An 11,934-nucleotide genomic window follows, 5' to 3' on the forward strand; every position below is an offset into this window, starting at 1 on the left:
TTCTACCAGACTGGCCTTCACGATGTCGTTATGTCAAATATAACATAACGGATCTCTACGAATGGAGCCGTCGCGGCGCCACGCCGGACCGGTCGAAGGTCACCGACTTCACGACAGCGAAGACCGGCTTGCCTGCAGCCAGTCCGAGATCGTGCACCGACTGCCGGGTAATGCGCGCAACGATCGTCTGGCCGTGGCAATCCATGCGCACATCCGCCAGCACTCCGTTGCTCGGCTCGACCGATACGATGTTGCCCGCAAGGATGTTGAGGGCGCTGAAGCCGCGCGGCTTCTCCGTTGCGATCATGACGTCGCGCGCGCGGACAAGCAGCCTGACCATGCGGCCCTCGGGCACGGCAAGCGCGGGCACGCGGATCTCGCCTGCCGCGGAAGCAAGCAGCGTCATGCCGAAGGCTGCATCGTGCGATACCACCTGCATGTCCAGGACAGCGCCACCCTCCCCGCGCTCCTCCTCCGGGAGCAGATCGAGCCGTTGCACGATGTCCGATGTCGGCCCGGCAGCCGTCACCTTGCCCGAAGCGAGCACGACGATGTCGGTCGCCAGCCGCGCCACCTCGGCCACCGAATGGCTGACATAGACGATCGGCACGCCGGCCTCGTCGCGCAGCCGCTCGACATAGGGCAGGATCTCCGCCTTGCGAGCCTCGTCGAGCGAAGCCAGCGGCTCGTCCATCAGGATCAGCCTGGGGCTCGCGATCAGCGCCCGGCCGATGGCGACCCGCTGCTTCTCGCCTCCCGAAAGTGCGGCCGGGCGACGATCCAGCAGATGGCCGATGCCGAGCAGTTCGACGATCGCGTCCATCTCGGCATAACGCTCGGCGGCCGGCGTAAAAAATCGTCCGTAGCGCAGGTTCTGGCTCACGGACATATGCGGGAACAGCCGCGCATCCTGGAACACATAGCCGATGCGGCGGCGATGTTTCGGCAGGAAGCTCCTGGCCGACGTATCGACGAACACACGTCCGTCCGCGACGATCCTGCCCTTGTCGGGTCGCATCAGCCCGCCGATCAGGTTCACCAGCGAAGTCTTGCCGGAGCCCGAGGGACCGAACAGCGCCGTCAGCCGGCCGCTGCTCTCGAAGGCCACGTCGAGATCGAAGGTGCCGAGCCGATGACGCAGGTCCACGCAGAGCGTCATTCGACATCCATCCGCCGGCCGACACGCCGGGCCAGCAGCTCGGAAACGACGAGCGCGATCATGGCGATGCCGATCGAGATCAGGGTCAGCCGCAATGCACCGGCATCGCCGCCGGGCACCTGGGTGAAGGTGTAGATCGCCGAGGGCAAGGTCTGCGTCTCGCCGGGAATGTTGGAGACGAAGGTAATGGTGGCGCCGAACTCACCCATCGCCTTGGCGAAGGAAAGGATCATGCCGGCGATGATGCCGGGCAGGATCAGCGGCAGGGTGATCGTGCCGAAGACCCAGAGCGGGTTGGCGCCCAGCGTGCCGGCGGCCGCCTCGAGCTTGCGGTCGACCGCCTCGATCGACAGGCGGATGGCGCGTACCATCAGCGGAAAGCCCATTGCGCCGCAGGCGAGCGCGGCTCCGGTCCAGCGAAAGGAGAAGACGATGCCGAAATTGTCGGCCAGGAAGGCGCCAATGGGTCCCCGTCGTCCGAAGGTCAGCAGCAGCAGATAGCCCGTCACCACCGGCGGCAGGATCAGCGGCAGGTGCACGATGCCGTTCAGCACGGACTTGCCCCAGAACCTGCCGCGGGCGAGCAGATGCGCAATGACAATTCCCGGCGGCAAACTCGCCACCATGGCCCAACTGGCCACCTTGATGGACAGCCGGACCGCGGTCCACTCGTCGGGCGTGAGGTTCAGCCACGCCATCTTTCAGCCTGGTGGTGATTGGTGCCCCTGGTGGATGGTGAAATGGTGAATGGTGAATGGTGAACGGAAAGGGCTGCAGCGTCGAAATCCGGCGAGACAGATTTACCATTCACCATTTTACTATTCACCATTCACCACCAGCACCGTGAAACCGTGCTTCTCGAACAGTTCCCTGGCCTTGTCGGAGGCAAGGCATTTCAGGAATTCCGGCGTGTCGCCGTCGCTCGATTCGGCGGTCTGCGCCACGGGATAGATGATCGCAGGATGGGAGCCGGCAGGGAAGGTTCCGACGACCTTCACCTTCGGGTCCGCCGCGGCATCGGTCTTGTAGACGATGCCGAGCGGCGCCTCGCCGGTCGAGACCAGCGCGAGCGCTGCCCGCACATTCTCGGCCTGGGCCACCTTGCCTTCGACCGATCCCCAGACGCCGAGCTTCTCCAGCGCGGCCTTGCCATATTTGCCGGCCGGCACGGCATCGACATTGGCTATGGCGAGCCGGCCGTTGCCGACGAGACCGGCAAGGTCGAAATTCGGCGCGATCTCCGTAGAGGCGGTGGAATCGGCCGGCGCGATCAGCACGATGCTGTTGCCAAGCAAATGGGTCTCCGTGTCCTTCCTGATCAGGTTCCTTTCGGAGAGATACTTCATCCAGTCGAGATCCGCGGACATGAAGACGTCGGCCGGAGCCCGCTGCTCGATCTGCCTGGCAAGTGCCGAGCTCGCCGCATAGGAAATGGTCGCCTTCTCGCCGACATCGGCCTCGCACGCCGCGTTGACCGCGTCGAGCGCATTCTTGAGGCTGGCGGCGGCGAAGACGGTGAGCTTGTCTGCCGCCATGGCGCCCGGTGCCGTCAGCATCACGGCGCTGCCGATCGCAGCGGCCAGCCAAAATCCAGTTCCTCGCCTACCCGGCATGACGATGCTCCCTCGTGAACGACATCGCTCCAAATCCGCCCGATCGATATATCCGCTTGAACATAACAATGGAAGCGTGATCGGCAAGATGCAGCCGTCGGCCGGCACAAATGCTCACACGCCGGCCCGGATGGAAATGCCGGTCGGCGGGCGCAAGCAATGCCGCGCGGATTGTGGCGACGAGCCGAACGAGCCTTCCGATCCACGAAGACGTGCATTCAAATGGGCGTGATCTTCGCCCACATCGTAACAAATCGACTTGCCGCACCGTATCCGTGCACGAAGTACCGTCCATGGAACGGCGGTTCCGAGGGCTCAAGGCGCTCCCATCCGGCTGAACGCGGAGGCGATCGATGACCAGTGCACGTGCGACATCCACGGAACGGGCCTTTTCCCGAAGCGCCATGGCGGCTCTGCTTCTGGCGCTCCCGCTGGCGGGAGCCGCTGCCTTCATCAGCCTGGAGGCGCCGGCGCAGGAAGGCATTCCAATCCCTGCTCCCGGGTTGGACGAGGCGGCCGACCGTGGCGGCACCGAGGTCGCCGTCCTGGCCGGCGGATGCTTCTGGGGCGTGCAGGGCGTCTTCCAGCATGTGGCCGGCGTCAGCAATGCGGTCTCGGGCTACGCCGGCGGCGGACGAGACACGGCGCGCTACGACGTGGTCACCAAAGGCAGGACCGGACATGCCGAAGCCGTGCAGATCACCTATGATCCCCGCAAGATCAGCTATGGCCGCATCCTGCAGATCTACTTCTCGGTCGCGCATGACCCGACCACACTCAACCGCCAGGGGCCGGACCGCGGCACACAATACCGCTCCGCCATCTTCCCGCTGGATGGCGAGCAGGCCAAAGTTGCCAAGGCCTACATCGCCCAGCTCGACAAGGCCGGGGTCTTCCGCGCCGACATCGTCACAAGCATCGAGCCCGGCAAGGCGTTTTATCCCGCGGAGGCATATCACCAGGACTTCATGACGCTCAATCCCGACTATCCCTACATCGTCTATAACGACCTGCCGAAGATCGAGAATCTGAAACGCATCTTCCCCGACCTTTACCGAGCCGATCCGGTCCTGGTGTCGGAGGCCAAGGCCACGAACTGAGGTTTCGCCGACGCCGGAACGTTGTCGCCCGCCGACGTCCCGGCGGGGGCCGTCCGGTCAGGTCGCTCCTCGCCATTTGGTCGGCTCGGTACAATCGTTCGGAAAAAGCGAATGTTCTGACGCCTAGAATGCGTTGGAAAGGCAGCCCCTGGAATGCGACTCCAAGTCGGACATTCCTGGAGCATCATCGTGTCTTCGATTTCCTCACTGCCCGAGCTTGCGGGCTCCTCTTCGCGCAATCCGGCCCGGGCCCTGCCGCCGGCCGCATCCTACCCGCTCGCTCTGCTGCCGGGGGTCGTTCTTTCCGCGATGGCTGCCGCCGTCGCGTTTTCCCTGCGCGAGCTTCCCGGCATTGCGGTCTTCAGCCCGATGATCCTGGCAGTCATCGCAGGCATGGTGTTCTCCAACGTGGTCGGCATGCCCGCGCAGGCCAAGGCCGGCGTCGCCTTTTGCCAGCGCAGCCTGCTGCGGCTGGCCATCGTGCTCCTCGGCTTCCAGCTCACGATCGGCCAGGTGACGTCGATCGGTGCGGCCGGCATCGGCGTCGTCGCGCTTACCCTGGTCGCGACATTCCTGTTCACCGTGTTCCTCGGCAGGCTGATCGGCGTCGAGCGCGGCCTGGCGAGCCTGATCGCGGCGGGCACGTCCATATGCGGGGCATCCGCAATCGTGGCGGCGAATTCCGTCGTCGCCGGGCGCGACGAGGACGTCGCCTATGCAGTCGCGGCGATCACCCTGTTCGGCACGATCGCCATGTTCCTGCTGCCGGCGCTCGCGCCGCTGCTCGATCTCGACCAGCACCGTTTTGGCCTGTGGGCGGGCGCCGCCATCCACGAGGTCGCCCAGGTCGTCGGCGCCGGCTTCCAATACGGTGCGGCAGCCGGTGAGACCGGAACTGTCGCCAAGCTCGCGCGGGTGGCGATGCTGGCGCCGATGCTTGTCGCTCTCGGCTTTTGCGCACGCCGGAGCGTTGCCGGCGGCACGGGCGCCCGGGCGCCGGTGCCCTGGTTCGTGTTCGCCTTCATCGGAACGGCGACCCTCAACAGCGTCGTTGAAATTCCGGCCGAGGCGAAGGCAGCGGCGGCCACCGTCACCACGATGCTGCTTTCGATCGGGCTCGCCGCACTCGGGCTTCAGGCCGACATAGGCGAAATCCGCTCGCGTGGCCTTCGCCCGTTGATCCTTGCGCTTTCGGCGTTTCTGTTTATCGCCGGCTTCACCCTGTCGCTCGTAAAGCTTGTACTTTAAAGGAAGAGCATGACGCTGGAACAGTTGCGCATCTTCGTGGCCGTGGCCGAACGCGAACACGTGACGCAGGCTGCCCGCGACCTGAACCTCACGCAGTCGGCGACCAGTGCCGCCGTCGCCGCGCTGGAAGCACGCTATGCGACGAAACTCTTCGACAGGGTCGGACGACGCATTGCCCTGACGGACGCCGGACGTCTCTTCCTCATCGAGGCCAAAGCCGTGCTGGCGCGGGCTTCGGCAGCTGAGTTGGTGCTGGCCGATCTCGCCGGCCTGAAGCGTGGCTCGCTCCACCTCGCCGCCAGCCAGACCGTCGGGAACTACTGGCTGCCGAGACATATCCAGGCGTTCCGCTCGGCCTATCCCGGCCTCTCGATAGGACTCACCATGGGCAATACCGAGACCGTGGCCGCCATGGTGCGCGACGGCACCGCCAATCTCGGATTCGTCGAGGGCGAGATCGACGATCCGACGCTGTCGGTGCGGGCGATCGCAGAGGACGAGATGGTGCTCATCGCCCCCATCGGCCATGACTGGGGCAAGGCGGCGCGGAGCGAACGGATCGCGCTGAGGTCATCTCCCTGGGTGCTGCGCGAGTTCGGCTCCGGCACCCGCTCCATATTGGCGGCCATGCTCAAGGAACAGGCGATCCCCATGTCCGACATCGAGATCGCGGTGGTTCTGCCGACCAACGAATCCGTCCTTGGGGCCGTGGAGGCTGGCGCCGGCGTTACGGTGATCTCGAAGCTGGTTGCCGAGAGCGCGCTCCTCGCCGGCCGGCTGCAGGCCATCGACTATCCGGTGCCGCGCCGCCGGTTCTTCCTGCTGCGCCACAAGGAGCATTATGTCACGGCAGCCGAACGCGAATTCGTCCGCCAGATCGACGTATCGCGACCCGGGCCGAAGAAGGGTTACGCGAGCGGAGAACTTGCGGCGACATAGATCGCCGCAAGCCGTTCGACACCGGCCTGATCGTCGCCATCGAACCGGCCCGGCGAAGGGCTATCCAGATCAAGAACGCCGAAAACCTTGCCGTCGCGGATGAGCGGCACCACGAGTTCCGATCGCGAAGCGGCATCGCAGGCAATGTGTCCGGGAAAGTCGTGCACGTCCTCGACGAGCACCGAGGCCCCGCGCTCGACCGCCGCGCCGCAGACGCCGCGTCCGACGGCGATGCGCACGCAGGCCGGCTTGCCTTGGAACGGTCCGAGAACCAGCTCTCCGGGCGTACGCAGAAAATAGAACCCGGCCCAGTTCAAGTCAGGCATCGCTTCGAAGATCAGCGCGGAAGTGTTGGCCGCGTTTGCGATCGGATCGCTCTCGCCTGTCAGCAGTCCCGTCAGTTGATCCGCGAGTTCCCGATGGAATTCGGGCTTGGCGAGGTTGGCGATGGACCTTGGCGCGAACATGAAGTCGATCTCCACTTTGCGAGTCGTTCAGGCTATGACCGATCCGACGATCAGAAATCGCGGCCGCCGTCATCCGAGATGCGAAGTGGAACCTCCTGCTCGTGCGCAAGCGCGGAGCATCCGCTTTCATGCAGCCTGGCGGAAAGATCGAGATCTGCGAGCTTCCCGTCAATGCCATGGTGCGGGAATTGCGCGAGGAGTTGGGCGTCGTGATTGCCGGCGACGCGCCGACCCACATCGGCCGCTTCACCGCGCCGGTGGCGAACGAGCCCGGCTCGATGGTCGAAGGCGAAGTGTTCGAATTGACGCAGCCAGGCGAACCGGTGGCAATGGCCGAGATCGAGAAGATGCTCTGGCTCATTCCCGACCATGCCGGAGATAGCGAACTGGCCACGCTCACGCGCGATGCGATGATGCCGCGCTACAGGCGATCTTCGGAAGCTTCCGACAACGAGCATTGTCACCGGCAAATCTCCATTTTGCCCTGGCATGGCCGTCTGATATGACACGCCATCCCGGCAAGCAGGCGGACGCCATGGCAGCATCGAACACACCTATCAGGATCGGCATCGTCGGCGTGGGAAAGATCGTCCGCGACCAGCACCTGCCTGCCCTGGCAAAAGATCCGGCCTATCGCCTGGTTGCGGCAGCCAGCCGTCACGGCAAGGTCGAGGACATCCCGAACTATCCCTCGATCGATGCCATGATCGATGCGGTTCCGGAACTCGATGCGGTTTCGCTCTGCATGCCGCCGCAGTTTCGCTTCGAGGCCGCGGTCAAGGCGCTTCAAGCCGGCAAGCACGTCTTTCTCGAAAAGCCGCCGGGCGCAACGGTGAGCGAGGTCGAGCTTCTGAGCCGCCTCGCGGCCTCCAGGGGCGTGTCGCTTTTCGCGAGCTGGCATTCGCGCTACGCGCCCGCGGTCGAAGCGGCCAGGACGTTCCTCGCTTCGACCCGCATCAGGTCGGCCGCAATCAACTGGAAGGAAGATGTCCGCCGCTGGCATCCCAACCAGGAATGGATCTGGCAGCCGGGCGGATTCGGCGTCCTCGATCCCGGCATCAACGCGCTGTCGATCGCCACGCATATCCTTCCCGCGGTGTTCGCGACATCGGCCACGCTCGATTTCCCGGAAGGCCGCCATGCCCCGATCGCGGCGCGGATCGACTTCAAGACGTCGGACGGCATCCCGGTGACGGCCGATTTCGACTGGCGCCAGACCGGCCCGCAGAGCTGGGACATCCTTGCCGAGACGGCTGCCGGATCGATGCTGCTATCGGGCGGCGGCGCCAGGCTCGCGATCGACGGCCGCGTCGTCCACGAGGAAGCCGAGGCCGAATATCCGATGCTCTACCGCCGCTTCGCCGAGATCGTGCGGGCGGGCGTGTCGGATGTCGACATCGCGCCGCTGCGCCATGTCGCCGATGCCTTCATGATCGGCAGGCACAATTTCGTCGAGCCGTTTCACGACTGATCCGGCGAGGGCCGCTTGACGACCCCCGCCTGCCGAGGCGGCCGCCCCGATACGCCGGCGATGATGTCGTCGGTATTGGCCAGAAGCTTGCGTACCGCTGCGCGCGCGGCTTCCGGCCGCTTCAGCCGGATGCATTTCTCGATATTCTCATGCAGTGTCTGGGCATGGGCCAAGTCGTTCTGCTCACGCGTGACGAAGATGAAGAGCTGATCGAAGGCGGACTCGATCAGCACGCCGAGCGGCACCAGCAATTCGTTGCCGGAGGCACGCAGGATCGCCAGGTGAAAGCGGGTGTCGGCCTCGGTGCGTTCCGGCAGCGAGCGCGCTTCGCCCATTTCACGACACGCGGCGCTGATCTCGGCCATCTGCTCTTCGCTGCGGCGCCGGGCGGCAAAGGCAGCGGCCTCCGGCTCGATCAGGTAGCGGAACTCCTGCACCGTCTTCAGGAACTTTTCGCGGTCGGGCGACATGGCGTACCAGGTGAGTACGTCGCGATCGAGAAGGTTCCAGCGCTCGCGCGGTTCTACCCAACTGCCCACCTTCGGGCGGGAGTTGAGCAGTCCTTTGGCCATCAGCATCTTGATCGCCTCGCGCACGGCGGACCGGCTGACATCGAACATCTTCGCCCATCTCGCCTCGTTGGGCAGGATCGCGCCGGGCGGATAGTCGCCACGCACGATCCTGAGCCCGATCTCGTTGGCGATCGAGGCATGGACGCTGCTGCCGGGAAGTCGCGAGGCCTTGCCGCGGCGTATCGGGGCCGGCCCCGTGCCGCCGGACGACTGGGGCTGTGGCTCGGGTTCGTCCGCAGCCGCCCTGCCCCGCCTCTCGTCCACTGCCATGTCCGCCTCTAGCTGTCCGATCCGCGGTTGGCCCTGATGCGATCGAAGGCCACGGCGAGCACGATGAAACTCCCCACGAACGTACCCTGCCAGAACGTACTGATTCCGAGAAGCGTCAGACTGTTGCGTACGATCTCGATGAGTGCGGCACCAACCACCGACCCGAAGACCGTCCCGGCGCCGCCCATCAGATTGGCGCCGCCGATCACAGCCGCCGCAATGACGCTCAGTTCCATCGACTGGCCGAGATTGGTGGTGACGCCGCCGAGCCAGCCGGCCTCCAGCACGCCGGCAATGCCGGCGAACAAGGCCGAGAACATATAGACGCTGACCTTCAGGCGCCTCACCGCGATACCCGTCAGCACGGCGGCCTTCTCGTTGCTGCCGATCGCAAAAACGTGGCAGCCCCAGCGGGTCCATTTCAGGATAAGGCCGGTTATCACCGCCAGCAGAACAAGCACGATCACCGGATTGGCGATGCCGAGCGTCGAGCCTCCGCCCAACCAGAACAGATCCTGCTCGTCGGGCCCGAACCTGAACACCATCTTGTTGTTGGAGAGGATCATGGCGGCACTTCGCGCGACGGACAGCATACCGAGGGTCACGACGAAGGGCGGAATGCGGATATAGGCGATCAACAGGCCGTTGATGAGACCGATCAGCAGTGAGACTGCCAGACCCGCAGCCACGCCGGCCCACAAGGGATGGCCGGCCTCCATGGTTATTCCCAATACCATCGCCGAGAGGCACAGGGTCGAACCGACCGACAGGTCTATGCCGCCGGAAATGATGACCACCGTCATGCCGAGGGCAACGATCGCCACGAAAGCGAAGTTACGCGTGACGTTGAAGAGGTTCTGCGGCGTGGCGAAGGTGTCGGTTGCGAGGCTCAGAAACAGGCAGGCGACCACCGCAGCAAGAAAGACCCAGAAAGCCTGGCTGGCGAGGATCCAGGAGACCAGTGTATGGGTCTGCCTGTCGATCGCCTCGTCCGTGCCTGCGAGCATGGCGTCGGTCTGTCCGAAGGGCTTGTTCATAGGGCTTCGATCGCTCCCGTGATCAGTCCGGTGATCTCTTCCGGCGACGACTTGCTGGCCTCCCTGTCTGCCACCTTGGTGCCGCGGCGGAGCACAACGATGCGGTCGGCGACCGCGAAGACGTCGGGCATGCGGTGGCTGATGAGCACGACGGCCACACCCTGGCGCTTCAACTCGCGTACGAGGTTTAGCACCTCGGCGACCTGGCGGACGGAGATCGCCGCCGTCGGTTCGTCCATCAGCACGATATTCGCCGATGAAAGGCGCGTGCGCGCGATCGCCACCGCCTGGCGTTGGCCGCCCGACATCTCCTTGACGTGAGAGCGCGGCCGCGTTTCCGACTTCAGTTCCCTGAAAAGCCTGGCGGCCGTCTGGTTCATTGCCGAATAGTCGAGGATGCGAAACGGGCCAAGCCAGCGCGTCAGCTCGCGACCGAGGAAGACGTTCACCGCCGCCGTGAGATTGTCGCAGAGCGCCAGATCCTGATAGACGATTTCGATCCCGCTTTCCCGCGCCTCGACAGGCCTGTGAAAGATCGTCTCCTTGCCATCGACGAAGATGCGCCCGTGGGTCGGCCGGTAGTTCCCGGCGATGATCTTCACAAGCGTCGATTTGCCGGCGCCGTTGTCGCCCATCAGCCCCACCACCTCACCGGCCTTGAGCGAGAGCGAAACATCGTCCAGCGCATGGATGGCGCCGAAATGCTTGGAGATACCCTCCAGCCGAAGAACGGTCATGCGGCTCCTCCCGTGAGCAACCCGCCTATTAGCGCCGGAAACGCGAACAGCGTCAATATACGCATAAGGTGTTATAGTCTGATTTGTCGGACAAATATTGACTCGCACCACGGCTTGCGCATACTGGCCTCGAAAGCGGACGGTGCTGGATAGCGGGCCGAGCGCGGCTGAGGGGACCGCGTTCGAGATACGTCGTCTTGAGGTGACAGGGGCTAGCACGGCCCGGATGCTTTCGCCAATCAGACAACAGGGAGGAAATCATGAGGAAATTGCTTGTTGGATTTCTGGCATCGGCTGCCCTTGGCCTGCTTGCGGGAAGCGCTTCGGCCGAAGACAAGGCCCTTGCGATCGTCGTGAAGGGCCTCGACAATCCGTTCTTCGAACAGATCAATCTCGGTTGCCAGAAGTGGAACAACGAGAATGCCGGCAAGGGTTACAAATGCCTCTATACCGGCCCGGCCTCCAGCGCCGACGAGGCCGGTGAAATACAGATCGTCGACGACCTCTTGACGCGGCCGGACGTCGCGGCAATCGCAATCTCGCCCTCGAATGCGCCGCTGATGGCGAAGCTGCTCAAGGAGAGGGCGCCAAAGATCCCGGTGATGACAATCGACGCCGATCTCGGCAAGGACGATGCCGCGCTGCGAAAGACCTATCTCGGCACGGACAACTATCTGATGGGCGTGAAATTCGCCGAACACCTGCAAAAGTTGAAGCCGGAAGGCGGCACGATCTGCCTGCAGCTTGGCAATGTCGCCGCCGACAACATCAATGCTCGTGCAGCGGGCACACGCGACACGCTGGCCGGTGCCAAGGGCACCGACAAGCTCACCGGCCAGAACGGCTGGACCGAGATCGCCGGATGTCCGCTGTTCACCAATGACCAGGCCGACCTTGCCAACCAGCAGATGGCCGACACCTTTACCGCCAATCCCGACCTCGACGCCTTCGTGCTGGAGGGCGGCTGGGCGCAGTTCGCCCCGCAGGCCTATGCCCAGGTCACCGACCAGGTGAAGGACAAGATGGCGTCCGGGAAGCTGGTCATCGTCGCCGGCGACACCCTGCCGCCGCAGATGGAGGCCCTCAAGGCAGGCCGCAGCCACGTCCAGGTCGGGCAGCGTCCCTTCGAAATGGGTTATCGAGCTCCGACCGTCATGCTCGACCTCATAGAAGGCAAGGCTGTCGAGCCGGTGATCTATACCGGCCTCGACGAATGCATGCAGGAGACAGTCGACTCCTGTATCGCCAAGTAAAGCGGAGACCGGTGTTCCGGCGGCATGCCGCCGGAATGCTCTGGCTGCGTTTCAAAACGCCGGGATGC

Annotated in this window: 13 protein-coding genes; 6 read left to right on the forward strand and 7 right to left on the reverse strand. The window is 64.4% G+C overall.

All coding sequences use genetic code 11. The features are described from left to right. Window positions 1-55: 55 nt before the first annotated feature. From modC to modA, 3 genes are all read right to left on the reverse strand, one after another. Entirely contained in the window at window positions 56-1,159 is a 1,104-nt protein-coding gene (gene modC, locus JN302_RS30580; RefSeq protein WP_202330182.1) for a molybdenum ABC transporter ATP-binding protein, read from the reverse strand. Next, a complete protein-coding gene (gene modB / locus JN302_RS30585; protein ID WP_202330183.1) occupies window positions 1,156-1,857 on the reverse strand; it encodes a molybdate ABC transporter permease subunit in 702 nt (233 codons plus the stop codon). Before modB ends, modC begins: the two co-directional genes overlap by 4 nt. Window positions 1,858-1,977: 120 nt before the next feature. Further along, a complete protein-coding gene (modA, locus tag JN302_RS30590) occupies window positions 1,978-2,772 on the reverse strand; it encodes a molybdate ABC transporter substrate-binding protein (RefSeq protein WP_202330184.1) in 795 nt (264 codons plus the stop codon). A gap of 353 nt (window positions 2,773-3,125) precedes the next feature. Between modA and msrA the strand changes: the two genes are divergently transcribed. From msrA to JN302_RS30605, 3 genes are all read left to right on the forward strand, one after another. After that, a complete protein-coding gene (gene msrA, locus JN302_RS30595; RefSeq protein ID WP_202308093.1) occupies window positions 3,126-3,872 on the forward strand; it encodes a peptide-methionine (S)-S-oxide reductase MsrA in 747 nt (248 codons plus the stop codon). 198 nt (window positions 3,873-4,070) lie between these two features. Continuing rightward, window positions 4,071-5,120: a YeiH family protein gene (locus JN302_RS30600; protein WP_446720771.1), complete on the forward strand. Its 1,050-nt coding sequence runs from the start codon at window positions 4,071-4,073 to the stop codon at window positions 5,118-5,120. A gap of 9 nt (window positions 5,121-5,129) precedes the next feature. Continuing rightward, a complete protein-coding gene (locus JN302_RS30605; protein ID WP_202330185.1) occupies window positions 5,130-6,059 on the forward strand; it encodes a LysR family transcriptional regulator in 930 nt (309 codons plus the stop codon). On the opposite strand, the gene JN302_RS30610 is transcribed toward JN302_RS30605, so the two are convergent. Next, the gene (locus tag JN302_RS30610; protein WP_202308099.1) at window positions 6,029-6,526 is read right to left on the reverse strand and encodes a GAF domain-containing protein; all 498 of its coding nucleotides are present in this window, start codon (window positions 6,524-6,526) and stop codon (window positions 6,029-6,031) included. The two genes, JN302_RS30605 and JN302_RS30610, sit on opposite strands and share 31 nt — an antisense overlap. Before the next feature lie 71 nt (window positions 6,527-6,597). Between JN302_RS30610 and JN302_RS30615 the strand changes: the two genes are divergently transcribed. Continuing rightward, window positions 6,598-7,032: an NUDIX hydrolase gene (locus tag JN302_RS30615; protein ID WP_274609292.1), complete on the forward strand. Its 435-nt coding sequence runs from the start codon at window positions 6,598-6,600 to the stop codon at window positions 7,030-7,032. A gap of 29 nt (window positions 7,033-7,061) precedes the next feature. Beyond that, on the forward strand, window positions 7,062-7,997 hold the full coding sequence (locus JN302_RS30620; RefSeq protein WP_202330186.1) for a Gfo/Idh/MocA family protein: 936 nt from the start codon (window positions 7,062-7,064) through the stop codon (window positions 7,995-7,997). Here JN302_RS30620 and JN302_RS30625 read toward each other — a convergent pair. From JN302_RS30625 to JN302_RS30635, 3 genes are read right to left on the reverse strand one after another with little or no spacing between them, the layout of a single operon-like run. Further along, window positions 7,988-8,839 carry a FadR/GntR family transcriptional regulator gene (locus JN302_RS30625; RefSeq protein ID WP_202308103.1) on the reverse strand — a complete coding sequence of 284 codons (852 nt, stop codon included), beginning with the start codon at window positions 8,837-8,839 and terminating at the stop codon, window positions 7,988-7,990. The two genes, JN302_RS30620 and JN302_RS30625, sit on opposite strands and share 10 nt — an antisense overlap. A gap of 8 nt (window positions 8,840-8,847) precedes the next feature. Continuing rightward, window positions 8,848-9,846: an ABC transporter permease gene (locus JN302_RS30630; protein ID WP_202315156.1), complete on the reverse strand. Its 999-nt coding sequence runs from the start codon at window positions 9,844-9,846 to the stop codon at window positions 8,848-8,850. A gap of 26 nt (window positions 9,847-9,872) precedes the next feature. Continuing rightward, on the reverse strand, window positions 9,873-10,613 hold the full coding sequence (locus JN302_RS30635; protein ID WP_202308105.1) for an ATP-binding cassette domain-containing protein: 741 nt from the start codon (window positions 10,611-10,613) through the stop codon (window positions 9,873-9,875). Between the two features lie 260 nt (window positions 10,614-10,873). Here JN302_RS30635 and JN302_RS30640 point away from each other — a divergent pair, with 260 nt between their 5' ends. After that, window positions 10,874-11,866, forward strand: a complete 993-nt coding sequence (locus tag JN302_RS30640) for a substrate-binding domain-containing protein (RefSeq protein WP_202330187.1) — start codon at window positions 10,874-10,876, stop codon at window positions 11,864-11,866. Window positions 11,867-11,934 lie beyond the last annotated feature (68 nt).

Origin of the sequence: Mesorhizobium sp. L-8-3 (genome assembly GCF_016756615.1) — a bacterium.
Taxonomy (GTDB): Bacteria; Pseudomonadota; Alphaproteobacteria; order Rhizobiales; family Rhizobiaceae.